This is a genomic window from Streptomyces sp. cmx-18-6 (assembly GCF_046548915.1).
Classification (GTDB): domain Bacteria; phylum Actinomycetota; class Actinomycetes; order Streptomycetales; family Streptomycetaceae; genus Streptomyces.
In genome coordinates this window covers 295,553-319,657 of the sequence record NZ_JAEBEP010000009.1, presented here as the reverse complement: position 1 = coordinate 319,657, position 24,105 = coordinate 295,553, and the positions used below count along the sequence as shown (strand labels likewise).

The window sequence follows — 24,105 nt, the reverse complement described above, 5'->3', positions numbered from 1 at the left end:
GTCTCGGATTTCACCGACGTACGGCTTACGTTGGCGCTGCGTACGGACGACGGACGGCGTACAGAAGGACGCCGTGCCGACTGATGGCGTACTGACTGATGGCGTATCGACTCACTGGCCGATCGACTCAGTGATCTGTTGACTGAGTGATCTGTTGACTCAGTGACCGATCGACTCAAGGACCGATCGACTCAAGGACCGATCGACTCAATGACCGATTGACGACGACGGAGGGGCTCTTGATGCGGATCTCCACAACGATCTTCCTCACCGACGAGACGGTGACGCCCGTGCGGCTGGCGCGCGAGCTGGAACAGCGCGGGTTCGCCGGGCTCTACCTGCCCGAGCACACCCACATCCCGGTGAGCCGCCGCACCCCGTATCCGGCGGGCGGCGACCTGCCCCGCGAGTACGGCCGCACCCTGGACCCGTTCGTGGCGCTCGGCCAGGCGGCAGCCGTCACCGAGCGGATCGCGCTCGGCACCGGGATCACGCTGGTCGCCCAGCACGACCCGATCGACCTGGCCAAGCAGGCGGCGACCCTGGACCACCTCTCCGGCGGCCGGTTCACGCTCGGCGTCGGCTACGGCTGGAACGTCGAGGAGGCCGCCGACCACGGGGTCACCTGGTCCACGCGCCGGGAGCTGCTCCGCGACCGGCTGGCGCTGATGCGGGCCCTGTGGTCGGCCGAACCGACCGCGTACGAAGGGGAGTTCGGGTCGGTCGAGGCGAGCTTCGCGTACCCGAAACCGGTGCGGGCCCCGCGCGGCCCCCTCGTCGGCCCGCGCACCCTGATCGGCGGCGGGGCGGGCCCGAAGCTGTTCGCGGCGATCGCGGAGCACGCGGACGGCTGGCTGCCCATCGGCGGCCGGGGCCTGACGGAGTCCGTGCCGAAGCTGCGGGCCGTCTGGGAGGAGGCCGGGCGCGAGGCGAAGGACCTCCAGGTGGTGCCGTACGCCGTCCTCCCCGACCCCGGGAAGCTCGCCCACTACGCGGACCTGGGCATCGAGGAGGTCGTGCTCCAGCTGCCCCCGGCGGGCGAGCCGGAGGTGCTGCGGGTGCTGGACGGGTACGCGGCGCACCTCTGAGGCCCCCGCATACCGAACTCGTACCGAACCGCCGCGAGCCCCCGAATCGCCTGGATCCGACCCGTCCCGCACCGCCCCTCCCGTCGCCCCGCGCACGGGCCCCGTGCAACCGGGAGCGTCGGCAGGGCATCCTTAACCCCGGGGATCGCATACGTGGGCACGCCCCGCACGCGCTTTCGTGCGTGCGGGGCGTCGGCCCGCCGGGTGGGGAGTGGAATGAACAGGCCGTTGCGGCACATAGCCATCTTCTGCGGGCTGCTGGTGCTCGCGCTGCTGCTGCGCGCGAACTGGCTGCAGCAGATCGACCGGGTGGAGCTGTCCCAGCACGAGAAGAACGCCCGGGTCCGGTTCGACCGGTTCGCGACCCCGCGCGGCGACATCATCGTCGGCGGCAAGGCGATCACCGGCTCGAAGGAGACCGACAGCAGGGACTACACGTTCCGGCGGACCTTCAAGGACGGGCCGATGTACGCACCCGTCACCGGTTACGCCTCCCAGGCCCAGGGCACCTCGCTGCTGGAGCGGACGTACGACAGCATCCTCAGCGGCCAGGACGACCGCTTCGCCTTCCGCCATGCCAAGGACGTCCTGACCGGCCAGCCCAGGCGCGGCGGCAGCGTGGTCACCACCATCGACGCCAAGGCGCAGAAGGCCGGCTACAAGGGGCTGACCGACCTGGGCGCGCGGGGCGCGGTCGTCGCCCTGGACCCGCGCACGGGCCAGGTGCTGGCCCTGGTCTCGACGCCTTCGTACGACCCCGGGGTCTTCGCCGGGATCTCGTTCAAGGAGAGCGACCGGTTCAAGGCCCTCCTGGACGACAAGAGCAAGCCGCTGGCCAACCGCCCGCTGCGCGAGACGTTCCCGCCCGGTTCCACCTTCAAGATCCTCACCGCCGCGGCGGCGCTGGAGCACGGCGTGGTCACGGACGTGGACGCCCGGACGGACGCGGTCTCGCCGTATCCGCTGCCGCTCTCCAGGAACAAGATCGGCAGCGAGGCGGGGGACGGCGTCTGCAACAAGGCGTCCATGAAGACCGCCATGCAGTACTCCTGCAACAACGTCTTCCTCGACGCGGCGGCCGAGCTGGGCGAGGACCGGATGCGGGAGACGGCGGAGAAGTTCGGCTTCAACGAGGACGTGTACGCGGAGGAGTTCGGCGACCTGCTCGCCACGAAGAGCCTCTACCCGCCGAAGCTCGACAAGCCCGGCACCGCCCTCACCGGCATGGGCCAGGGCAGCCTCACCAGCACCCCGATGCAGATGGCGATGGTGACGGCGGCGCTCGCCAACGACGGCAAGCTGATGCAGCCGTACCTCGTGGACGAGCTGCGCGGCCCGGACCTGTCCACGCTGGAGAAGAACGAACCGGCCGAGATGAGCCAGGCCGTATCGCCCGAGACGGCGAAGAAGGTCCAGGAGATGATGGAGCACACCGCGAAGGAGGGCAGCGCCCAGCGCGCCCTGATCGACGGTGTCACGGTCGGCGGCAAGACGGGCACCGCCCAGCGCGGCGTGAACGTGCGCGACGCGGTGCCGTACGGCTGGTTCGTCAGCTACGGCAAGAAGGACGACGGGCGTTCGGTGGCGGTGGCGGTCTTCATCGACCCCACGGACATGGACATCTCCCGCTCGGACATCTCGGGCGGCCGGCTGGGCGCCCCGATCGCGAAGAGCGTGATGCAGGCGGTGCTGGGGGAGTAGGGCCACTCCTGTGCAGTGGGCCCACTCCCGTGCAGTGGGCCCACTCCAGCCCGGTGGTGCCCACTCCGGCGCAGTGGGCCCCGCTCCAGCCCGTCCGGCGTTCGAGGACGGGACCCTTGCCGGGGTGGGCCCGGCTCTCAGAGGCCCCTCAGGCGCGAGGCCCTCGCAGGTTCACCGGGCTCCGCACCCGCCCAGGACCGGCGCTACGCCCAGGGCCTGCGTCCCGGTCCGGTCGGGTGCGTGCCCGTGACGCCCATGACCACGGAGTAGAGGCTCGTCTCGGCGGTGATGAAGAGCCGGTTGCGCTTGGCCCCGCCCCAGGCGATGTTGGAGACGTTCTCGGGAACGTTCAGCCGTCCTATCAGGGTGCCGTCCGGGTCGTAACAGTGCACTCCGTCGCCCATCGCGGCGGCCCAGAGCCGGCCGTCGTCGTCGAAGCGGAGGTTGTCGAAGCGGGCCGCCCCGCGCGCTTGGGCCTCGGCGAAGACCTTGCCGTCCGACAGCGTGCCGTCCTCGCGCACGTCGAAGTACCGGATGACGCCCGCCCGGGTGTCGGAGACGTACAACTGCCGTTCGTCGGCCGAGAAGACGAGCCCGTTGGGAGCGCCGAAGCAGTCCGCGACCCTGCGCACGTCACCCGTCGCCGGGTCGACGCGGTAGACGTTGTTGGAGCCGATCTCGCTCTCCGCGCGATACCCCTCGTAGTCGCTGGTGATGCCGAAGTCCGGGTCGGAGAAGTAGACGGACCCGTCCGACCTGACCGTCGCGTCGTTCGGGCTGTTGAGCCGCTTGCCCTGCCAGCGGTCGGCCAGGACCGTGATCGTGCCGTCGTGCTCGGTGCGGGTGACGCGGCGGTTGCCCTGCTCGCAGGTGATCAACCGGCCCTGGAGATCGAGGGTGTTGCCGTTGGTGTGACCGGCCGTGCGACGGAAGACGCCGACCGCGCCGGTCTCCTCGTCCCAGCGCAGCATCCGGTCGTTGGGGATGTCGCTCCAGATCAACTGCCGCAGGGCGGGCAGATAGAGGGGCCCCTCGGCCCAGCGGCAGCCGGTGTACAGGACCTCCAGGCCGTCATCGCCGTTCATGCAGCGCCCGGTACGGAACCGGTCGTCGAACATCTCGTACAGCGCGCCACGCTCGCTGGTCATGTGGGCCCTCCCCCTCTGAAGGTAACGGAATGTAACTGGATACAGCTGGATACAGGTGGATGCGGCTGGATGTAAACCGAACCATCTATGGCTCGGCGCAGAGATTGCCGTATGGGATATGGTTCGATCAAGCCTATTCCGAATGGAGAGTTGTGGATCACATCGACCGCTCCTTGCTGGCGCATCTCCAGCAGGACGCCACGCAGTCCTATGCCGCGCTGGGCCGGGCCGTGGGTCTGTCCGCCGGGGCCGCCCACGAGCGCGTGCGGAAGCTCCGGGAACGCGGGGTGATCCGGCGTACCACCGTCGAGGTGGACCCGGTGGCGGCGGGCCATGCCGTCCTGGCCTATGTGATGGTCGACTCGGTGTCCTGGATGGGCGAATCGGCGGAGGACTTCGCCGCGTTGCCCGAGATCGTGGAGGCGCACGTCATCGCGGGCAGTGCGGCGGTGCTCGTGAAGGTCAGGACCGGGACCACCGAGCAGTTGCAGGACGTGCTGCGCCGGATCTACGCGATCGACGGCGTCAGCGGGACACAGGCCACGGTCGTGCTGGAGACGTTCTTCGAACGCCCGGTCCCGCCGCGCACCGACGACGAGGGGTGAGGGACGGGGGCGGGATAGGGACGAGGGCGGTGGGGGGTCGTTCCGGCCCGACGCCACCGACCAACCGCACCGGGCCAACTGCACTGGATCCACCGCACTGGATCCACCGCACCGGGCCTACCGGACCGGATCTACCGCACCGGGCCTACTGGACCCGATCCACCGCACCGGATCCACCGCACCGGATCCACCGCACCGGATCCACCGCACCGGATCCACCGCACCGGATCCACCGCACCGGGCCTACCGCACCGACCTCAGCGCCCCCCTCCGCGCTCCCCCCGTCTCCTCCGCCGGCTCTTCCTTCGCCTCCGCCGACGCCACCACCCCCACCAGCTCCGTCAACGCGCCGACGCGGAAGTCCGCCGTCTCCACCACGTCCGGGTGGTCCGCCCACCAGTGCCCGTACGGTCCCCGCCGCAGATGGGCCGTCCGCAGGCCCGCGGCGGCGGCCGGGAACAGGTCGTCCGCCGGGTGGTCGCCCACGTACAGCGTCGCTTCCGGGGCCGCCCCCGACACCTCCACCACCCGCGCGAAGAAGGCCGGGTCCGGCTTCCGTACGCCCCACTCGTCCGAGGCGACCACCAGGTCGGCGGGCAGGTCCAGCGCCCGCAGCAGCTCCCCGGCCCGGACCGTCCCGTTCCCCGCCACCACGACCCGGACGCCCGCGGCCCGCAGCTCCGCCAGCGCGGGCCGGACGTCCGGGTAGAGGTCCGACTCGTCGAGGTGCTCGCCGCGTCCGGCGGCCGCGCGGGCGAGGTATGCCTCGCCGACGTCCATGCCGGGCCGCAGGACGCGCAGCGCGTCCGTCGCGTCGCGGCCCTGGGCGACGGCCGCGCCCACCAGGGCGCTGAGCGTGTGCGCGGGCACCCCGAGCCAGTTGGCCCAGGAGGCCCAGCGCCGGTCGTCGCGTACGAGGGTTTCACCGATGCCGAGGACGATCGTTTCCATCACCGTCCCGACCCTACGGGCGCGACCACCGCCCGAGGCGTCTCATCCGGCGAGTCGGCCCCGCACGGGTGGCGAATCCCCGGGGCCGGCTCGCGCTACGCCCCGCCCAGGAAGGCGACCAGCGGCGGGGCGAGCTTCTTGGGGGCCATCACCACCGCCCCGTGGTTCAGCCCGGGCAGCACCTCGTGCCGCGCGTCGGGCAGCACCTCGGTGACCGCCCGTGCGGCGTGACGGAAGCCGTCCGGGCTCTTCGAGCCGGTCAGGACGAGCGTCGGCATCGCGGCCGGCGACCACTCCCCGGCCGTCAGCGGCACACCCCTCTGCGTGTCGCCCATGACCGCGATGTCGTACGGCAACGTGTGCGCGAGCCCCTTGAGCGTCGACCAGACGCCCGGCATCAGCCGCATCGACCCGACCAGGAGCCCGGGCATCCCCTGGGCCTTCACCATGAACGCCTTGACCGCCTCGCCCCGCCGGTCCTCCGCGAGGAGCTCCTCGATCTGCCGCCCGAACCCCTCCGGCGGCCCGAAGTCGCCGGCGTCCACCGAGAACGGCGGCTCGTGCAGCGCGAGCCGTTCGACGCTCAGCCCGGAGGCCGCCGCCCGCAACGCCAGCACCGCACCCGAGGACGTACCGAACAGCGAGGCGGAGCCGCCCGCGTGCTCGATCAGCGCCGCGATGTCCTCGATCTCCCGCTCGACGGCGTAGCTCTCGCCGTCGCCGCTCGCGCCCCGGCCCCGCCGGTCGTAGTTGATCACGGTGAAGTGCCCGGCGAGCAGGGCGGCCAGCTTCTTCGCGTCCGAACGGTCGGCGAGTGCCGAGGCGACCAGGATGACGGCGGGGCCGTGCCCGGACTCCTCGAACGCGATGCGCGTCCCGTCCGCGGACACGACCGCCGCGCTCACGACGGCCGCTTTCGCCTGTGCTGACGACATGGTGGCTTCTCCACTTCATAGTTCTGCTGCGCGTTTCGCGGCGGTCCTGACGGCCGCCGCAGGGGTAGACAGCCGTTCGAAGCGAAACTCATCGGTGTCGAGGCCCTGGTCCGGCGCGCGCGCCTCGCTCGTATGCTCGGTTCATGACCGATCCCGAGCCTCAGAGCGGACGCCCCACCTCCAACGCCATGCGGCGCGCGCTCAAACGTGCCCGTGACGGTGTCGCCCTCGATGCCACCGAGGCCGCCGTCCTGCTCCAGGCGCGCGGCGACGACCTGACGGATCTCGCGGCGTCCGCCGCCCGCGTCCGTGACGCGGGCCTGGAAGCGGCGGGCCGGCCGGGCGTCATCACGTACTCGCGCAAGGTCTTCATCCCCCTCACCCGCCTCTGCCGCGACAAGTGCCACTACTGCACCTTCGTCACCGTGCCCGGCAAGCTGCGCCGGGCCGGTCATGGGATGTTCCTGTCTCCCGACGAGGTGCTGGACATCGCCCGCGAGGGTGCGGCCATGGGCTGCAAGGAGGCGCTGTTCACCCTCGGGGACCGGCCCGAGGACCGCTGGCCCGAGGCGCGGGAGTGGCTGGAGGCGGAGGGGTACGACGACACGCTGGCGTACGTACGCGCCATGGCGATCCGGGTCCTGGAGGAGACGGGCCTGCTGCCCCACCTCAACCCGGGTGTCATGACCTGGACCGACCTCCAGCGCCTCAAGCCGGTCGCGCCGTCCATGGGGATGATGCTGGAGACGACGGCCACCCGCCTGTGGTCCGAGCCGGGCGGCCCGCACCACGGCTCCCCGGACAAGGAACCGGCGGTACGGCTGCGCGTGCTGGAGGACGCGGGCCGTTCCAACGTGCCGTTCACCACCGGCATCCTGATCGGGATCGGGGAGTCGTACGAGGAGCGCGCCGACTCCCTCTTCGAGCTGCGCAAGACGGCCCGCGCCTACCACGGCATCCAGGAAGTCATCGTCCAGAACTTCCGCGCCAAGCCGGACACCGCGATGCGCGGGATGCCCGACGCGGAGCTGGAGGAACTCGCCGCCGCCATCGCGGTCGCCCGGCACATCCTCGGCCCCTCCGCCCGCATCCAGGCCCCGCCGAACCTGGTCGACGCCGAGTACGCGCTCCTCATCGGCGCGGGCATCGACGACTGGGGCGGGGTCTCGCCGCTCACCCCCGACCACGTGAACCCCGAACGCCCGTGGCCGCACATCGACGAACTGGCGCAGAAGACAGCCGAGTCGGGCTTCCGGCTCCGCGAACGCCTCACCATCTACCCGGAGTTCATCCAGCGCGGCGAGCCGTGGCTCGACCCCCGCCTCCTCCCGCACGTCCGCGCCCTGGCCGACCCGGAGACGGGCCTCGCCCGCGAGGGCGCGCTGCCCACCGGGCTGCCGTGGCAGGAGCCGGACGAGGGCTTCAACGCCTCAGGCCGCACCGACCTGCACGCCACCATCGACACCGAGGGCCGCACCGGCGACCGCCGCGACGACTTCGACGAGGTGTACGGGGACTGGGAGGCGCTCCGCGAGGCGGCGGCCCCCGGCATGGTCCCGTCCCGCATCGACGCCGACGTGCGCCAGGCGCTGAGCCAGGCCGCCGACGACCCGACGAAGCTCACCGACGACCAGGCCCTGGCCCTGCTCCACGCGGACGGCCCGGCGCTGGATGAGCTGTGCCGGATCGCGGACGCGCTGCGCCGGGACGTGGTCGGCGACGACGTCACGTACATCGTCACGCGGAACATCAACTTCACCAACGTCTGCTACACCGGCTGCCGTTTCTGCGCCTTCGCCCAGCGCCGCACGGACGCCGACGCCTACACCCTCTCCCTGGACCAGGTCGCGGACCGGGCGGCGCAGGCGTGGGACGTGGGCGCGGTCGAGGTCTGCATGCAGGGCGGCATCCACCCGGACCTGCCGGGCACGGCGTACTTCGACATCGCGCGGGCGGTGAAGGAGCGCGTCCCCGGCATGCACGTGCACGCGTTCTCCCCGATGGAGGTCGTCAACGGGGCGACCCGCACCGGCATGTCGATCCGCGACTGGCTGATCGCCGCCAAGGAGGCGGGACTCGACTCGATCCCCGGCACGGCGGCGGAGATCCTGGACGACGAGGTCCGCTGGGTGCTCACCAAGGGCAAACTGCCCACGGCCACCTGGCTGGAGGTCATCAGGACGGCGCATGAGGTGGGCCTGCGCTCGTCGTCGACGATGATGTACGGGCATGTCGACCAGCCCCGCCACTGGCTGGGCCACTTCCGGACCCTGTCCCGACTCCAGCAGGAGACGGGCGGGTTGACGGAGTTCGTCACGCTTCCCTTCATCCACACCAACGCCCCGGTCTACCTCGCCGGCATCGCCCGCCCGGGCCCGACCGACCGCGACAACCGCGCGGTCACGGCGATGGCGCGACTCCTGCTCCACCCGCACATCACCAACATCCAGACGAGCTGGGTGAAGCTCGGCACGGAGGGTGCGGCGGAGATGCTCCGCTCGGGCGCGAACGACCTGGGCGGCACGCTGATGGAGGAGACCATCTCCCGTATGGCGGGGTCGAGTTACGGCTCGTACCGCTCCATCCAGGATCTCACCGCCATCGCGGACCTGGCGGGCCGACCGGCCCGCCCGCGCACCACGCTGTACGGGGAGGTCCCGGCGGAACGGGTGGCGGCGGCCACGGCGTCGGACGGCCACCTGCCGGAGCTGCTGCCGGTGCTGCCCAGCTGAGGGAGGGGCCGGGGGTGGGTGTGATGCCCCGCCCCCGGGCCTCCGCCCCCGGAGAGTTCGCGGATTTCCCGGCCCGAAGGGTTCCACTTCCGTTTCCTTCTGTCATGAACAGGGCAACCCTTGCGGGAGTCGCCCCATCGCCACGTGATGACCAGCCAGGAGCGAGAGACCATGCGAACTCCGCCGATACCACCGGTACCGCTGATTCCGCCGATATCGCTAATACCGTCTATAGCACCGGTCCCGCTGATTCCGTCGCTGTCGCCGCTGCCCGACCCGCCCGCCGCCGCAGCCCCCGAGCGCCGCCGCGCCGCCCGCACCGCCGCCGTCCTCGCCGCCGCCGGCCTTCTCGTGCTCGGCGCCGCTTCCGCCGCCCACGCCGACCCGCCGCCCAACCTCCCCCAGAACGCCGGAGGTTACGAACAGTCCTTCTCGCCCGTCTTCGACTACGACGGTGACGGCTGCTACGCCACCCCCGCCATCGGCCCGGACGGCACCCTCGCGCCCGGACTGAAGACGACCGGGGCGATCAACGGGAGTTGCCGGGACCGGTCCGACCTGGACAACTCCCAGACGTACGCCCGCTCCACGTGCAACAACGGCTGGTGCGCCATCGTCTACGCGAGCTACTTCGAGAAGGACCAGGCCGTCCACGGCAGCGGTCTGGGCGGTCACCGCCACGACTTCGAGCACGTCGTCTCCTGGGTCAACCAGGGCTCCGATCAGGTGGATTACGTCTCGACCACCCAGCACAGCACCGTCAAGACCTACCCGCGCTCCCAGGTGCGGTTCGACGGTTCGCACCCCAAGGTCGTCTACCACAAGGACGGCCCGAGCACGCATTTCTTCCGCCTCGCCAACAGCAACGACGAGCCGCCGGAGAACCACTACGGCGACTGGCGCCGCCCCCCGATCGTCGACTGGAACGGCTTCCCCAGCACGCAGTTGCGCGACAGGCTCATGAACGCCGACTTCGGGGCCGCCACCATCAAGGTCACCGACAAGGACGGCCGCTTCCGCAACCTCCTCAACAACTCCAAGCCGGGCGGCATCCCCTTCGACCCCTGGGCCTGACAGCCGGGTCAGCCGCTCCGGACCTGGACCCGCGTGATGTTCCGCTCGGCCGGGGGCGCGTAGTACTCGGTGAACAACCGGCCCACCAGCGCGCCCCTGCTGGAGACCCCGACCTTCTCGAAGACCGCCTTGATGTGGTCCCGGACCGTGTGCGGCGACAGGTGCAGCACGGCGGCGATCTCACCGGTGGGCAGGCCGCGCGCGATGCACTGGGTCACCTCCGTCTCCCGGTCGGTGAGCTCGTACGCGTCCACGATGAGCGGAACGATCTCCGAGGACTTCGCGGGCTCGATCACCACCGCCGACGCCCCCAGCCCGCCGTCCGCCTCGCGCAGGCAGGAGGCGTGGCAGACCAGCCAGCGCCCCGCCCGGTCCCGTACCCGGGCGCGCGCCGCCCCCCGGTCCCGTCCCTCGGCGACGGCACGGGCCTTCATCGCGGTGGCCTGCACCCACGCCGGTACCCGGATCCCCTGGGGCGAGGGCACGGCCGGCCCTTCGGGGAGGGCGTCCAGGTAGGCCAGGGCGTCGTCGTTGACGGACAGGAGCCCGCCCCCGGGCCCGAAGAGCAGCAGCCCGGGACCGTACGGGAGCGAGCCGCGCTCGTACGGGAGCGAGCCGCGCTCGTACGGGGGTGAGCTGCGGTCGTACGGGAGTGAGCCACGCTCGTACGGGGAGTCGGGCGCAGGCGTCCCGCCCGGTGGCACCGCCCCGCCCGGCGGCTCCTCCCAGGGCGCCCGTGAGGGCTCCGCGAACGACCGCAGGCGGCTGCCGAGCGGCGTGACCAGGGACGCGATCAGCCCCGTGTCCGCGTCGTCGAAGGCCGCCCGCCCCTCCGCCCGGAACAGGCTGATGTGCCCCTGCGGCCGCCCTCCGACGCGCAGGACCGCGCGCAGCTCGTCCCGGAACCCGCGCGGGCGCATGAAGGACTCGTAGAGCGTGCTGCGGGCGGGCAGGTCGCCGGTGGCCCGGCGCAGCCCGGCGACCGGCACCGGGGCCCGGGCCAGATCGCGGAACAAGTTGACGTTGTCCGTGAAGAGCTCCGCTTCCCAGTAGACGGCGCAGCCGCCCTCGTCCAGGTTCTCCGCCCGGATCGGCGCGGTCATCAGGCCGGTCACCGGGTCGGTGACGCGCCAGACGGCCGCGTCGTACGGCAGGAGCCGACGCAACCGGGTCGAGGCTTCGGCGAACAGGCCGAGCGCGTCGGTGGCCTTCGCCGCCCCGGAGAGCAGTTCCGCCCGGGCCCGGCCGGTACCGGTCCGTGCGCGTGTCGAACGGGTCATCCTTCGACTCTCCCAGCATCGGCGGCGACAACCAACCCCCCATCTGAGGGGGTGGGCCACGACCACGCCCCCTGGTCGGGGGATGGGGGAGGGCCGCCGACCGGAGAACAGTGCTTCTCACCGCAGCGGCGCTCTCCACCCGGCCGCCGCACGGCACGGCAGCTTGCACGGCATGGCAGCTGAGGGACGAAGGGGCGTGACCATGACAGGACGACGAGCGATGGAACAGCGCGACGATCCCGCCGCGAGTACCGCGAGTACCTGGGATGCTCTCGGAGGGCTCGTCGCGCAGGTCGAGGGGGAGGTCTTCACCCCCGAGGACCCCGGGTACGAGCAGGAGCTCGCGGGCTTCAACCGGATCGGGCTCGCGGACCACCGCCCGGACGTGGTCGTCGCCGCACTGAGCGCCGCCGACGTGCGCGCGGCGGTCGCCTTCGCCACGGCCCGGGGCCTCCCCGTGGGCGTTCGGGCGACCGGTCACGGGCCCGCCGCCCCCGCGCGCGGCGGGGTCGTCGTCTCCACCCGCCGGATGAACGCGGTCGCCGTCGACCCCCTGACCCGTACCGCGTACGTCGAGGCCGGAGCCCAGTGGCACCAGGTCGTCGCCCGCGCCGCGCCGCACGGCCTCGCCCCGCTCAACGGGTCGTCCCCGCTCGTCGGCGTGGTCGGCTACACCCTGGGCGGCGGCCTCGGCCCGCTGGGACGCCGCTACGGCTTCGCGGCGGACCACGTCACGCGCATCGAGCTCGTCACGGCGGACGGCGTCCTGCGCCAGGTCACGCGCGACCGGCACCCGGACCTGTTCTGGGCGCTGCGCGGCGGAAAGGGCGACTTCGGCATCGTCACCGGGCTCTGGTTCGGCCTGATGCCCGTACGCCGGCTCTACGGCGGCGGGCTCCGCTTCCCCGGCGAGCAGGCGGCGGGGGTCCTGCACGCCTGGCGGCGGTGGACGGCGACGGTGCCGGAGGAGATGACGTCGTCCGTGGCGCTCCTGCGGCTGCCGGACGCGCCGGAAGTCCCGGAGTCGCTGCGGGGGCGGCTCACCGTGCACGTACGGATCGCCTTCACGGGACCGGCCGACGAGGGGGAGCGGCTCGTCCGCCCGTTGCGCGCGAGCGGGACACCCCTGGCGGACACGGTCGCCGAGATGCCGTACGCGGCTGTCGCCGACATCCACCAGGACCCGACCCACCCACTCCCGTACGACGAACGCAACATCGTGCTGCGGGAGTTGAGCGACGAGGCGGTGGAGGCCCTGCTGCGGGCGGCCGGGCCCGGTTCGCGCTGCGGCGACCTGATGGTCGAGCTGCGCCACCTGGGCGGTGCGCTCGCCCGCCCCGCCGAGCCGCCCAACGCGGTCGGCGTCCGGGACGGCGCGTACACCCTCTCCACGCTCTCGCCGCCGGGCACGCCCGACGCGGTCCTGCCGCCGATGGAACCGTGGGGCACGGGCCGCCGCTACCTGAACTTCCTCGCGGGCGCGGGCACAGTGGGCCCCGATACGGCGGGCGCGGACCCGGCGGGCCCCGGCTCGGCGGACGCCGAATCGGCCGGTGCGGGCTCGGCGGCGGACTGTTTCGACCCGGAGACCCTGGCGCGTCTGGCGCGGGTGAAGGCGGAGTACGACCCGGGGAACGTGTTCCGCCTCGGCCACACCATCGCACCGCGCACGTAATGCAGAGCCTTTCGCGCCGCGCAGGTGCCCCACGTCCCTTCGCGCCGCGCAGGTAACCCACGTCCCTTCGCGCCGCGCACGTGTCCCACGGCCCTTCGTGCCGCGCACGTGTCCCACGGCCCTTCGTGCCGCCCGCGTAACGCACGCCCTTTCGCGCCGCGCAGGTATCCCACGGCCCTTCGTGCCGCGCACGTGTCCCACGGCCCTTCGTGCCGCGCACGTGTCCCACGGCCCTTCGTGCCGCCCGCGTAACGCACGCCCTTTCGCGCCGCGCACGCGTCCCACGCCCCGTCGTACCGCCCGCGTAAGCCGTCCCAGCACCAGCCCCTACCAGTCCTCCCAACACCAGCCCCGCCCATTACCTGGCCCGCCCGTCACCTGCCCCTCCCGTCACCAACCCTCCCGCCCCTGGAGCCGTCATGACCCGCCACGACCCCGCACCGCCCACCGCCCCCCGGGCCACCGCCTCACCGCCCAACGCCCGTTCGGCGGGCCTGCGTTACGGGGCCCTCTTCGGCCCGGTCGTCTTCGGCGTCACCGCCGCCGGGGTGGCCCTTCCCGACGTGGCGTCCGCCCTGGACTCCACGCCCGCCGCCACCGCCTGGGTCCTCACCGCGCACGCCCTTGCCCTGGGCGTGGGCACCGCGCTCTTCGGCCGCCTGGCCGACGCGCGGGGCGTGCGAACCGCCCTGTTCCTGGGCTCCCTCGCGCTGGGCGTCGGCGCGCTCGTCTGCCTCCTCGCGCCCAACCTCGGCGTCCTGGTGGCGGGGCGCTTCGTCCAGGCCGCCGGTTCCGGCGGGATGGCGGCCTGTGCCATGGCGCTGACGGCGTCCGTCGCACCGGAGCAACGTCCCAGGGTGTTCGCCGGGTTCGGCGCGACGATGGCGGTCTTCTCGGCCGCCGCGACCCTCGCGGGCGGTGTGCTCACCGCATGGGTGACATGGCGGCTGGCCCTGGTCCTCCCCGCGCTCTCCCTGCTCGCGGCCCCGCTCTGCCTGCCCGGAGCACCGAAGAACGACCGCTCGGACACCCCGAAGACCGCTCACCGACCCATGGACCTGCCGGGCGCGGCCCTGCTGACGCTGACCGCCATGGCGTTTCTCGTACTGATCCAGTCGTCCGCCCTCGCCCTGAGCGCTTCGCTGGTGACCGCCACCACCCTCGTACTGCTCCTCTCGACTACCGCTCTCACGTGGCGCGTTCGCACCCGCGAGGCGTCCTTCGTCCCGCGCGCGCTCGTCACCGACCGGGTCTTCCTGCGGGCCGCCGTCATCGGGATCGGGGTGTACGGCGGCCTGTTCGCCGCGATGTACGCCGTGCCGCAGCTTCTCGTGCGCGACCACGGCTGGAGCGTGCTGTCGGTCGGGGCCTGGCTGCTGCCGGGCGCGGTCGTCGGCGCGGTGCTCTCCCGGCTGGCGGGCCGGCTGACCGGCGGCGAGCACGGGAACCGGCTCCTGGGCGCGGTGGCCCTCGCCTTCGCGGCGGCTCTCGCCGTCGTGCCGGCCGGTGGGGGCGTCGTCCTGCCGATCCTCGGGGCCTCCCTCGGCTTCGCCGCGTTCTCCGTGACCCAGGTCTTCACCACCGCGCTGATGGCGGCGCACATCGAACCGGCCCGGCGCGGCGGCGCGATGGGCCTGCTGAACCTGACGTTCTTCGTCGGCGGCGGCATCGGCAGCGCGACGGTGGGGGCGCTGGCGAAGTCGCTGCCGCTGTCCACGGCGCTGGCGATCGTCGCGCTCTTCCCGCTGGTCGCCGCGCTGGTCGCGTTCCTGCCGCCCCGAGGACGCCCCGAGAAGTGAACATCTCTTGACTTTCGATAGATATCGATCGAATATCGATAGATGCACAGACTTCTGGTGGCTATCCTCCGTATCGGCATCGCATCGGCCGTCCTGTTCGGCCTCTTCGGCCAGATCCTGGTCATCCCGGCGACGGTGGCCAACGAAGTGGACGTCTTCCCTCCGTATGAGCCCTACGCCCTGCCCTACGCGATCGGCGGGATCCTCGGCGTCGCCTGCGTGCAGGTGGCGCTGGGGGCTATCTGGATGCTGCTCGCGATGGTCGAGCGCGACGCGCTGTTCACGCCCGCCGCCTTCCGTTGGGTCGACACCGTCATCGGCGCGTCGGTCGCGGCGACCCTGATCGTCCTGGCGGCGGCGACGCATCTGACCCTGGACACCGTCCCGTCGCCGGACGACGGCATGGACGTGGAGAGCGCGCTGTTCACCGCGTCGGCGTGCGTCGCGGTGGGGGCGGCCTTCGCCATGCTGATGGTCATCATGCGCACGCTGCTCGGCAAGGCGATGGACATGCGGACGGAACTCTCCGAGGTCATCTGATGGCGATCGTGGTCGAACTCGACGTACTGCTCGCCGAACGGCGCATGTCGGTGGGCGAGTTCGCGGCGGCGGTCGGCATCACGCCGGCCAACGTCGCCGTCCTCAAGAACGGCCGCGCGAAGGCGGTGCGGTTCGCGACGCTGGAGGCGATCTGCCGCGTACTGGAGTGCCAGCCCGGTGACGTCCTACGCTACGTGCCCGACGAGTGACGCCCCGCCCCGGCGGCCTCGTCCCGGCGGCCTCGTCCCGGCGGCCCCGCCCCGGCAGCCCCGCCCCGGTAGCTCCTGCGCCGGTAGTCCCCGCCCGGCAGCCCCTGCCCGGTAGCCCCTGCGCCGGAAGTCCCCGCCCCGGCAGCCCCCGCGCCGCCGCCCCCGGGCAGGGCCGGCCTCACCACCCCTGCTGCGCCTCGCCCAGCACGGTGCCGCCGATGAGGGCGGCGAGGCGTTCGGCACGGGGGAGGTCGCCCCGCTTGTCCACCTGCACGAAGACGGTGTGGTGGTCCGCCGGTTGTTCCGCCTGGGCGGTGTCGCCGTTGAACGTGACGCTGACGCGGTCGTAGCCCGCCGCCGAGCCGTACAACGCGAACTCCGGTTCGTCCGGCCACCGCCCCGACCATTCGACGCTCGCGATCCCCCGCCCGATCGCCCCCACGAAGCGTTCCTCGACCGCCCCGGCAGCCCCGACCGCACCGGCCGGCACATCCACCATCAGCGACAACGGCAGCTCAGCCTCCAGCGACGCGTCGTCCGCCGTGGCCACCTCCAGGCCGAATTCGGCGAAGTCGCCCGTAGTCGGGTCGGTGCGGGCGTCCGGGTAGTCGAAGGGCCCCTCGGGCAGCACGGCGGCCACCCTGCGCAGGTCCGCGACGTTCGTCAGCTCGGCGAAGAGGGCGACCTCGTCGCCGAGCTCCTCCAGCAGCCCGCACAGACGAATCGCCTGCGCGTACGCCTCGGCCGCGTCGGTGGTGCGAAACACGGGGTACGCCACGGAGATGCCCATGCCCCGAACTCTCACACCACCCACACCCTGCCCGCCACCGCAATACCCACCGGTGAACACCAGGGCCCGCGTCCCGGTCCGGTATGCATGACGTGCGGATCCTGTTCCCCAGCTGCCCGACTGTTCGTTTTGAGTCTCAGTTGCATGGCATTCGAGCCAAGTCGCCTTCCGATAGATCGTGTTGTGGCATACCTGCGAGTCTGGTTCGAATGCGGGGAGAGAAGCGAGTGAGTGACGGGGGCGCCGGGTACGGCGGGGCCGAGGACAGTGCGCAGTTGGCGGTGCGGGTATTCGAGGGCGAGGAGCGCTGGGGCTGGGAGTACGTGGAACCGCCGGCCCTGGTTCCCTACCACTTGGCGAACACACCCCCGGTGTGGACGGAACCGCACGACCAGGAGCTGCGTCGGCTGGAGGCCGCAGCCGCGCAGAAGAAGGGGGGCAGGGGCATCGGGTGCGCCATAGCCCTGATGCTCCTCGTCGGCATCTTCGGCAGTGCGCAGTACGGTGTCGCGCTGCTCGTCATCGTGGTCGCGATCGTCGCGACCCCGCGGTTGCGGATCTCCGCAGCCCGCAGCGCCGCGCGGCGTCGGCGCGAGCAACTGTGGAGCGACCACCAGCGGAACGTGGAGCACTGGCGAAGGCTCGTGGCCGAACACGAGGCACAGCAGCGCCTCCACTCCGCGCAGGCCGACCTCTGGTACCCGGTGCGGCTGGACTCCAGGCCGAGCCGCATCGACGTGTTCGGCGGAACCGGAAACGGCTGGGCCAGCCTGCTGGCCACCGTCGGCGGCCCGCTGCTCCGCAACGGCCAGGCCATGCTCGTACTCGACTTCAGTCAGCAGTCGATCGCGCTGGAACTGGCGGTCCTGGCCGCCCACCAGGACGTGCCCGTGGAGCATGTACCCCTTCCGGCCGCCTCCGTGACCGAGGACCTGCTCGACGGGTGCACCCCGGAGGAGCTGGCCGAGTGTCTGGCCGAGGCGTTGCAGTCGATGCGGCCGGAGGGCGCGGAGGTCGATCTGCACTCGATCGACGCCGATCTGATCGAGACCACCGTCCGGTCACTCGACGCCCCGGTGACCTACGCACGGCTGGCCGCCGGACTGCGAGTGCTGCTGCGCATCCATGAGCCGGACGCGGACGCCGGGCCGCTCGCCCCGCATGAGGTCGAGGCGCTTTCGCAGGCCATCGACCTGGTGGGGCAGGGCGAACGCGTCCAGAACGAGCTGCGCCATGTCCGCGGCCTGATGGAACTCATGGCCAAGTCGCCCGCACGGGCGGGCGCGGACCCGGCCCCCGCCGAATTGTGGCTGCCGGGCCGGCTCACCATCCTCGCCACCGACGATCTCCTCGACCGGCGCAAGGAGCTGACCGACCGGATCACCTTCTTCCGGATCCTGCACCGTCTGCGGCAGCGCCGGTTCACGGCGGGCACCGGGATGCTGGTGATCGCCGGGGCCGATCAGCTGCGCCGCTCCGCTCTGGAGTCGATGGCACGGCAGGCTCGCGCCGCCGGTATCCGGCTGACTCTGCTCTTCGAGCATCTGCGGGAGGACACCGTGAAGGTGGCGGGCGGATCGGACAGCGCCACCGTCTTCATGCGGATCGGCAACGGGCACGAGGCCCGCGACGCCGCACAGTTCATCGGTCAGAACCACACGTTCCTGATCAACCAGCTCACCAAGCAGGTGGGAGAAACCCTCACAGACGGACGCGGCAGCAGCTACGGCGAGCAGGTCGGCGAATCCACGTCCACCGGTTCGAGCCAGGGCGGCTCGGTTTCCAGCAGCGGCTTCCTGAACTCCACATCGGGAAAGAACTGGGGCGCCTCGCGAACGTTCACCACCTCGCTCTCGCGCAGCTGGCAGGAGACCACCAACACGTCGACGGCCCGCTCCACCACGGAGGGGGAAACCCTGTCGCGGGTCTACGAGTTCACCGTCGAGCCCACTCAGCTCCAGGCGCTGCCCGCGACCGGAATGGTGGTGGTCGAATCCGGTTCCCAAGGACGCCGGGTCGTCTTCGCCGACTGCAACCCGGGCATCACCGCGCTGCCCCGGCTCTCGACGCTGCCCCGCCCGGCCCTGACATGAGCGGGATGCCGAAGGCGCAGCCACCGGACGGCCTGTTCCCCTCCCACCGGTTCCATCGGATACGGACGCTGCCACGGCGTGCCGAGGTCCCGGGCGAGGAGGACCGTACGCCCGCGCAGCTCACAGCGGCGGTCACCGCCGCCCATGCCGTACTCGGCCTTCAGGGTGAGGGGGCGGCCATCGCCACCGCCTGGGTACGGCCGGGTTCGGGCGAGCCGCTGCACATCCTGGCGGGCGGAAGCCCCTTCTTCCCGCCCGCCGCCGGTCCGGGGCCGGCGCTGCTCTACCCGCCGGGAGCCACCGCCGATCCGGTGGACACCGGCGAGGTGTCCGCTCTCCTCCAGGGGTTTCCGCACTGGCTGCGCTGCACGGGCTTCCCCGACGCCCTCAAACTGGGCGCTGACGACCGGGCACTGCCTGCCGGACGGCGCGGCTCCTTCGACGACGCCGTCGCCCATCTGCCGAATGCCTTCGCCTGGCTGCTGATGGCGGAGCCGGTGCGGGCGGAGCGGCTCGAACAGGAGCGGTCGGCGCTCGCTCTGCGGATTCCACGGCTGCGCCAGCGGGAGAACTCGGCTGCGGACCGGCTCGCCCTGGAGCGGGCCGAGGCGCGGCACCGGGAGCTGACCCTGGCACTGGGCACCGGTCTGTGGCTCGTGCATGTACTGGTGGGCGGGCAGGATGCCGGGGCCGCGCACGCGGCCGCCGCCCTGCTCTGTGGTGCCGGAGACCTGGATGACCTGCCGTATCTGCTCGTTCCGACCGGGCGGCCCGTACCGCTCCGGCAGGCACTGGCCGAGCCCGTCGTCTCGGACGGGGTACCGGGAAGCTCTCCTTTCCTCGCCCCCGCCGAACTGGTGGCGGCACTGGCCAGGCCGCCCAGCAGGGAACTGCCGGGCATCCGCATGGTGGCGCCCCACACCTTCGATGTGACCGCCGACGACGCCGAGGGCGGGGGGCCGGCGGCGGGATTTCCGCTGGGCCGCATCCTTGACGCCGCCCTGTGCCCCAGCGGTGAACTGAGGATCGCGCGACCCACCCTGAACCGGCACGCGTTCGTCTGCGGTGCGACGGGTTCCGGGAAATCCCAGACCGTACGGAGCCTCCTCACGGCCCTCTCCACGCACCAGGACCCCATACCGTGGCTGGCGATAGAGCCTGCCAAGGCCGAGTACGCGCGCATGGCCGGCCGCCTGGGCACGGCGGGCTCCGTCACCGTGATCAGGCCGGGGGCCGTCGACGTCGCCCCGGCCTCCCTCAATCCGCTCGAACCGGAGCCGGGCTTCCCGTTGCAGAGCCATGTGGACCTCGTCCGGGCGCTGTTCCTGGCGGCGTTCGAGGGCCACGAGCCCTTCCCGCAGGTTCTGGCACGGGCTCTGACCCAGTGCTACACCGCCACCGGCTGGGACCTGGTCACCGGCGAGCCACGGCCGGTCCACCGGCCCAAGTTCCGGCTGACCGATCCCGACGAACCCCGCAGCGGCCGCTATCCCACGCTCGGCGATCTCCAGCGGAGCGCGCAGCGCGTCGTGGAGTCCATCGGGTACGGGAAGGAGGTCACCGCCGATGTCCGAGGTTTCGTGGACGTCCGCATCGGCAGCCTGCGGGAGGGCACACCCGGCCGCTTCTTCGAGGGCGGCCACCCGCTCGACATCGCGGGCCTGCTCGCCGGCAATGTCGTACTCGAACTCGAATCCCTCACCAACGACCAGGACAAGGCGTTCCTCATCGGCACCGTCCTGATCCGCCTGGTCGAGCACCTGCGGGTCCATCACGGGGAGGGAGGCGTCCCGCTGAGCCACATCCTGGTGGTGGAGGAGGCTCACCGGCTCCTCAAGAACGTCGAGAACGGGCCCGCCGCGGCGGCCGTCGAACTCTTCGCCTCGCTCCTGGCGGAGATCCGCGCCTACGGGGAGGGGGTCGTCATCGTCGAGCAGATCCCCAGCAAGATCCTGCCCGACGTCGTCAAGAACAGCGCGCTGAAGATCATGCACCGGCTTCCCGCGGCCGACGACCGGCAGGCGGTCGGTGCGACGATGAACCTCCAGAGCGATCAGAGCGAGTACGTCGTCTCCCTTCCGCCGGGGCGAGCGGCGGTGGCCGCGGACGGAATGGACCGTCCGCTTCTTCTGGCCCTCCCTCACGACGAGCACCGGGAGAGTTCGGCGGCGGCGAGAACGGTGCCGCCGCTGTTGGGCAGCCGCAGTCCGCTGTGTCCGGCGGCCTGCGGTGCTGACCCCTGCACCCTGCGCACCATGAACGACGCGACCTACCACAGCGACGACCCCCTCCTGGTGGTGTGGGCGGAGGCAGTGGCGTCCGCACAGGCGATGGGCAAGGCCGCACCCCGATCCGCGACACCGCTGCGGGAGCGACTGAACACGCTGTCGGCCCGGCACCGCGAGTGCGCCCTCATCTACGCGGTCGAACGGGCCACCGCCGCACGTGCGCCGCTCATGCGCGCCGAAGTGGACCCCGAGGAGTTCGCCGAAGGTCTCCTGTGCCGGCTCACCCACGATCTCGGGCACGGACCGCCGCCGACCGGCGATCCCCGGCGGCTGGCCTACGCCAATTACCGTTGGAGAGACGTCCTGCTGACGCTGCACGCCGCGCGCAGGAAGGGCGAGGACTTCGTGATCGACCCCGCGGAGGTCGCGGACTGGGCGGCACGCGGTCTCGTCCTGACGAGCACCGCCACGATCGACCGCATCAATGAGATCCAGGAGTTGCCCCACTACGCCGAGGACCGCGTCCACGCACGCGTCGGGGACGTCCGCGCCAGCGGCCTGCGCACCGCGATACTCGCCCTCACCGGCGGGACCACCGCCGCACAGGTGGAGCGTGCGTTCCACCTCGCGTGCACGGGTGAGCGGCTGGCCCCGGCACTCTCCCAGCTGGTCGAGCGCATTGCCAAGGAGTGCGGATGAGCGACCACGGGTTCGGTACGGATGTTTCTCCACCCCCTCCGCCCCCGCCGCCCGCCAACGACTCCCGGGGTGGATCGGACAGTCCCCGGGAGGGAGCAGAGGATCCCACCGGGAGTGCGAACGAGCCGCCCGGTCGGAGTTCGCCCGGTGAGGGGAGTGGGGCGCCCGGCGCGGTCAACGGCCGCGAGCACGAGACGTATGACAAGAACGACAAGAGCGGCACGAGTGACGAGGCGGTGTCCGGGGACGAGGGGCTGAAGACGGACAGCGGCTCATTGCCACAGGACCAGAACACGGCCGACGCCGCGGCGCAGACGTACGACCGGAATGAAAAGGGCCGGGTGGGGGCGGACGACGGCTGGAAGAACCCACCGGAGGGCGCAGAGTTCAGCGACGAGGACTTCGAGGAGCCTGCGCCGGACGAGCCCCCGGCGGATGCTCAGGACGACGACCCGCGGAAGCCGGACGGGGACGATGCCGAGCCGGTGACAGAGCCCGACACCCCGGACACCCCGGACGCGGCGTCCCGAAGCGACGAGCCCGACGCGGACGGCGGGACTGGCGAACCCGACCCGGACGGGGCCACCGCATCCGACGGTGACCGGGCCACAACGCCCGACGCGGACGATCCCCCCGAGCCCGACCGGGACGGGGCCACAACGCCCGACCACACGGACGAAAAGGGAAGCGACCTGCCCGACCGGACCGGGTCGCACACCCCTGCGGACGACGCGTCGCACGACCCCGCAGAAACCCGGCACGAGGCTGGCGCGGGCGCTTCCCCAGCGGAGGACAACGAGGCGTCAGAACGGTCGGGGGCGGCCACAAGCGCACCCGAGACCGCCGAACGCCCCTCGGCTCCGGCGGAACAGGGCGCGGAGTCGCCTGAGGCCGGGCCCGACGCCGATGCGCGGGGCGGGGAAGGTGCTCCGGAACCGTCCGGACCGGGAAGCGAACTCGCTGGGCGACACGGCGACGGCGCGCGCACCGAGGACGTACCGCCCCGGCAGGGGGAAGCACGGGAGGAAACACAAGGGGAGACATCCGAGCAGCAGCCGCGCGCGGAGGGGGTGGGGCGTCCGGAGGGCTCCACGGATTTCTCACCACCCGCTGACAACACCGTGGACCCCGAACCCGGTCCGGATGGCCGTCCGCAGGGCGGAGACCCCTCGCAGCCTGCCGGGGACTCCTTGTCGGACACCGGCGGAACCGACGCCGACACGGGCGTCGATGCCGGCGTCGAAGCGGGTATCGAGGTCGGAGCGGCGGTGGCCGAGGCAGCTTTGGATGTGGCGGGCACGATCACCAGCGCGGTGAGCGCAACCGTCTCCGAGGCCGCCGCGAGAGGGGACGTGCATCGAGCGATGGCCGGCGCGCGGGAAAACCAAGGCGGCGGCCGCTTCTCGCCCGATGCCGGTCACGATGCCTCCCCCGACGCCGCGACAGCCGCCGAGGGCGCCCCCTCGCAGGGGCCGGAGCACCAGGGGACCGCGAAGGCGGACGGCCCAGGGGATCTCGGAGCCGACACGCGGCACGGAGCGCCGGATCAGCGGCTTGATGTCGTCAGGGAAGCTCTGGGGGACCAGCACCCCGAGGTGACGTCAGTGCTCTCCAAACTGATCGAGGACACGAACAGGCTGGACCTGACCGAAGGGCTCAAGGAGCCAGGGCGAGCCGAAGCGACGATGGGCATCATCAAGGAGGTCGCGGAGGGACGATTGCTGGGGAAGGAGGGTTCCCTGACGTCGTACACCGCTCAGAACCCCGGTCGGGGTCCGTTGTTCGATCGCGTGAGCGATGACATCAACAGGGTGGACGGCGAGAGCAGAAAGGGTGTGTACGTACAGGAGTCCAAAGCGGCCGACCCCGAGGCACGCACACTCGGCCCGGACGTGAGCGGCGAGCAGAGCGAACATCTCAGTGACTACGCGGATCGGTTGCAGCATGAGGTGGAGCCGGCGGTGTTCGAGGACGTGATCGGCCTCATCGACAGGTTGCCGGACGCGGAGGGGGTGGAATTCTCCGCGCGTACCAAATCCGCCGATGGCCTGGTCGACAAAGTGCAGCGCATGACCTCGGGAAGTGAGGGCAGACCGGCCCGCCCGGACTATCAGGTGGGGGATGTGATCGACGCGGTGGGCGCGCGGATCACCGCGAAGGACACCGCACAGCTTGAATCACTCCTCGAAGGAGCGAAGGAGCATTTCGGCGTGGGTGGCGAAGGGGGGCGCATTCTGGAGATCGAGAACATGTACGCCGAGCCCAAAAATGGGAATCCGAACTACCGGGTCATTCCCATGGTGGTGAGCATCGAGGCGGGAGGCAAGCCGTACACCTACGAACTGCAGCTCACCACGAAGCGGGCCTCCGTCGCGGCCGACCTCGAACACAACACGGTCTACAAGGATCATGTCAACGCGTCGGACGACGAGAAACGGGTCGTGCGTACCATGCAGGCGGAAGCGGCGGCGTTGGACCAGGAAGAGACGATTCGGAGGCATTCCAGTGACAAGTGAGCAGATGCGCAGGTTCACGTGGATCTCTATTTTTCATCGGAA

17 protein-coding genes are annotated in these 24,105 nt (G+C 71.6%); 12 read left to right on the top strand and 5 right to left on the bottom strand.

Annotated elements, in window-relative coordinates:
* Positions 1-242 precede the first annotated feature (242 nt).
* Positions 243-1,088 (top strand): LLM class F420-dependent oxidoreductase, encoded by an 846-nt coding sequence (locus tag ACLJPL_RS22735; protein WP_411082721.1) that lies wholly within the window; start codon positions 243-245, stop codon positions 1,086-1,088.
* Positions 1,089-1,304: 216 nt separating this feature from the next.
* Positions 1,305-2,789: a peptidoglycan D,D-transpeptidase FtsI family protein gene (locus ACLJPL_RS22730; protein ID WP_411082720.1), complete on the top strand. Its 1,485-nt coding sequence runs from the start codon at positions 1,305-1,307 to the stop codon at positions 2,787-2,789.
* Between the two features lie 203 nt (positions 2,790-2,992).
* On the opposite strand, the gene ACLJPL_RS22725 is transcribed toward ACLJPL_RS22730, so the two are convergent.
* The gene (locus tag ACLJPL_RS22725; RefSeq protein WP_411082719.1) at positions 2,993-3,937 is read right to left on the bottom strand and encodes an SMP-30/gluconolactonase/LRE family protein; all 945 of its coding nucleotides are present in this window, start codon (positions 3,935-3,937) and stop codon (positions 2,993-2,995) included.
* A 152-nt stretch (positions 3,938-4,089) separates the two neighbouring features.
* Here ACLJPL_RS22725 and ACLJPL_RS22720 point away from each other — a divergent pair, with 152 nt between their 5' ends.
* The gene (locus tag ACLJPL_RS22720) at positions 4,090-4,542 is read left to right on the top strand and encodes an Lrp/AsnC family transcriptional regulator (RefSeq protein ID WP_411082718.1); all 453 of its coding nucleotides are present in this window, start codon (positions 4,090-4,092) and stop codon (positions 4,540-4,542) included.
* Between the two features lie 243 nt (positions 4,543-4,785).
* On the opposite strand, the gene ACLJPL_RS22715 is transcribed toward ACLJPL_RS22720, so the two are convergent.
* Positions 4,786-5,493 (bottom strand): HAD family hydrolase, encoded by a 708-nt coding sequence (locus tag ACLJPL_RS22715; RefSeq protein ID WP_411082765.1) that lies wholly within the window; start codon positions 5,491-5,493, stop codon positions 4,786-4,788.
* Between the two features lie 95 nt (positions 5,494-5,588).
* Complete coding sequence (locus tag ACLJPL_RS22710; RefSeq protein WP_411082717.1) at positions 5,589-6,428, bottom strand: alpha/beta fold hydrolase; 840 nt, start codon at positions 6,426-6,428, stop codon at positions 5,589-5,591.
* Between the two features lie 143 nt (positions 6,429-6,571).
* Between ACLJPL_RS22710 and ACLJPL_RS22705 the strand changes: the two genes are divergently transcribed.
* On the top strand, positions 6,572-9,160 hold the full coding sequence (locus ACLJPL_RS22705; RefSeq protein WP_411082716.1) for a bifunctional FO biosynthesis protein CofGH: 2,589 nt from the start codon (positions 6,572-6,574) through the stop codon (positions 9,158-9,160).
* A 171-nt stretch (positions 9,161-9,331) separates the two neighbouring features.
* A complete protein-coding gene (locus ACLJPL_RS22700; RefSeq protein ID WP_411082715.1) occupies positions 9,332-10,234 on the top strand; it encodes an NPP1 family protein in 903 nt (300 codons plus the stop codon).
* Between the two features lie 8 nt (positions 10,235-10,242).
* Here ACLJPL_RS22700 and ACLJPL_RS22695 read toward each other — a convergent pair whose 3' ends face one another.
* A complete protein-coding gene (locus tag ACLJPL_RS22695) occupies positions 10,243-11,514 on the bottom strand; it encodes a LuxR C-terminal-related transcriptional regulator (RefSeq protein WP_411082714.1) in 1,272 nt (423 codons plus the stop codon).
* 202 nt (positions 11,515-11,716) lie between these two features.
* Here ACLJPL_RS22695 and ACLJPL_RS22690 point away from each other — a divergent pair, with 202 nt between their 5' ends.
* The 4 genes from ACLJPL_RS22690 to ACLJPL_RS22675 all read left to right on the top strand — a co-directional run bounded on the left by ACLJPL_RS22690 (position 11,717) and on the right by ACLJPL_RS22675 (position 15,737).
* A complete protein-coding gene (locus tag ACLJPL_RS22690) occupies positions 11,717-13,189 on the top strand; it encodes an FAD-binding protein (RefSeq protein WP_411082713.1) in 1,473 nt (490 codons plus the stop codon).
* Between the two features lie 419 nt (positions 13,190-13,608).
* Positions 13,609-14,988: an MFS transporter gene (locus ACLJPL_RS22685; protein WP_411082712.1), complete on the top strand. Its 1,380-nt coding sequence runs from the start codon at positions 13,609-13,611 to the stop codon at positions 14,986-14,988.
* Positions 14,989-15,030: 42 nt separating this feature from the next.
* Entirely contained in the window at positions 15,031-15,528 is a 498-nt protein-coding gene (locus ACLJPL_RS22680) for a DUF2975 domain-containing protein (protein WP_411082711.1), read from the top strand.
* Positions 15,528-15,737, top strand: coding sequence for a helix-turn-helix domain-containing protein (locus tag ACLJPL_RS22675; protein WP_411082710.1), 210 nt, complete (start codon positions 15,528-15,530; stop codon positions 15,735-15,737). The genes ACLJPL_RS22680 and ACLJPL_RS22675 overlap by 1 nt, the downstream gene beginning before the upstream one ends.
* Before the next feature lie 178 nt (positions 15,738-15,915).
* Here the strand turns inward: ACLJPL_RS22675 and ACLJPL_RS22670 are convergent, their stop codons facing one another.
* Entirely contained in the window at positions 15,916-16,527 is a 612-nt protein-coding gene (locus ACLJPL_RS22670) for a hypothetical protein (protein WP_411082709.1), read from the bottom strand.
* A 227-nt stretch (positions 16,528-16,754) separates the two neighbouring features.
* Here ACLJPL_RS22670 and ACLJPL_RS22665 point away from each other — a divergent pair, with 227 nt between their 5' ends.
* Genes ACLJPL_RS22665 through ACLJPL_RS22655 form a run of 3 tightly spaced genes read left to right on the top strand, consistent with a single transcriptional unit; the run spans position 16,755 to position 24,063 of the window.
* Entirely contained in the window at positions 16,755-18,620 is a 1,866-nt protein-coding gene (locus ACLJPL_RS22665) for a hypothetical protein (protein WP_411082708.1), read from the top strand.
* Positions 18,621-18,625: 5 nt separating this feature from the next.
* Positions 18,626-21,547, top strand: a complete 2,922-nt coding sequence (locus tag ACLJPL_RS22660) for an ATP-binding protein (RefSeq protein WP_411082707.1) — start codon at positions 18,626-18,628, stop codon at positions 21,545-21,547.
* Positions 21,544-24,063: a hypothetical protein gene (locus tag ACLJPL_RS22655; RefSeq protein WP_411082706.1), complete on the top strand. Its 2,520-nt coding sequence runs from the start codon at positions 21,544-21,546 to the stop codon at positions 24,061-24,063. The genes ACLJPL_RS22660 and ACLJPL_RS22655 overlap by 4 nt, the downstream gene beginning before the upstream one ends.
* Positions 24,064-24,105 lie beyond the last annotated feature (42 nt).

Excerpts from the sequence above, each read along its gene's own strand:
- ACLJPL_RS22725 (WP_411082719.1), bottom strand. The coding sequence starts at position 3,937 with ATGACCAGCGAGCGTGGCGCGCTGTACGAGATGTTCGACGACCGGTTC.
- ACLJPL_RS22690 (WP_411082713.1), top strand. The coding sequence starts at position 11,717 with ATGACAGGACGACGAGCGATGGAACAGCGCGACGATCCCGCCGCGAGT.
- ACLJPL_RS22655 (WP_411082706.1), top strand. The coding sequence starts at position 21,544 with ATGAGCGACCACGGGTTCGGTACGGATGTTTCTCCACCCCCTCCGCCC.
- ACLJPL_RS22715 (WP_411082765.1), bottom strand. The coding sequence starts at position 5,493 with ATGGAAACGATCGTCCTCGGCATCGGTGAAACCCTCGTACGCGACGAC.
- ACLJPL_RS22705 (WP_411082716.1), top strand. The coding sequence starts at position 6,572 with ATGACCGATCCCGAGCCTCAGAGCGGACGCCCCACCTCCAACGCCATG.
- ACLJPL_RS22710 (WP_411082717.1), bottom strand. The coding sequence starts at position 6,428 with ATGTCGTCAGCACAGGCGAAAGCGGCCGTCGTGAGCGCGGCGGTCGTG.
- ACLJPL_RS22685 (WP_411082712.1), top strand. The coding sequence starts at position 13,609 with ATGACCCGCCACGACCCCGCACCGCCCACCGCCCCCCGGGCCACCGCC.
- ACLJPL_RS22675 (WP_411082710.1), top strand. The coding sequence starts at position 15,528 with ATGGCGATCGTGGTCGAACTCGACGTACTGCTCGCCGAACGGCGCATG.
- ACLJPL_RS22730 (WP_411082720.1), top strand. The coding sequence starts at position 1,305 with ATGAACAGGCCGTTGCGGCACATAGCCATCTTCTGCGGGCTGCTGGTG.
- ACLJPL_RS22670 (WP_411082709.1), bottom strand. The coding sequence starts at position 16,527 with ATGGGCATCTCCGTGGCGTACCCCGTGTTTCGCACCACCGACGCGGCC.
- ACLJPL_RS22700 (WP_411082715.1), top strand. The coding sequence starts at position 9,332 with ATGCGAACTCCGCCGATACCACCGGTACCGCTGATTCCGCCGATATCG.
- ACLJPL_RS22695 (WP_411082714.1), bottom strand. The coding sequence starts at position 11,514 with ATGACCCGTTCGACACGCGCACGGACCGGTACCGGCCGGGCCCGGGCG.
- ACLJPL_RS22680 (WP_411082711.1), top strand. The coding sequence starts at position 15,031 with ATGCACAGACTTCTGGTGGCTATCCTCCGTATCGGCATCGCATCGGCC.
- ACLJPL_RS22735 (WP_411082721.1), top strand. The coding sequence starts at position 243 with ATGCGGATCTCCACAACGATCTTCCTCACCGACGAGACGGTGACGCCC.
- ACLJPL_RS22660 (WP_411082707.1), top strand. The coding sequence starts at position 18,626 with ATGCCGAAGGCGCAGCCACCGGACGGCCTGTTCCCCTCCCACCGGTTC.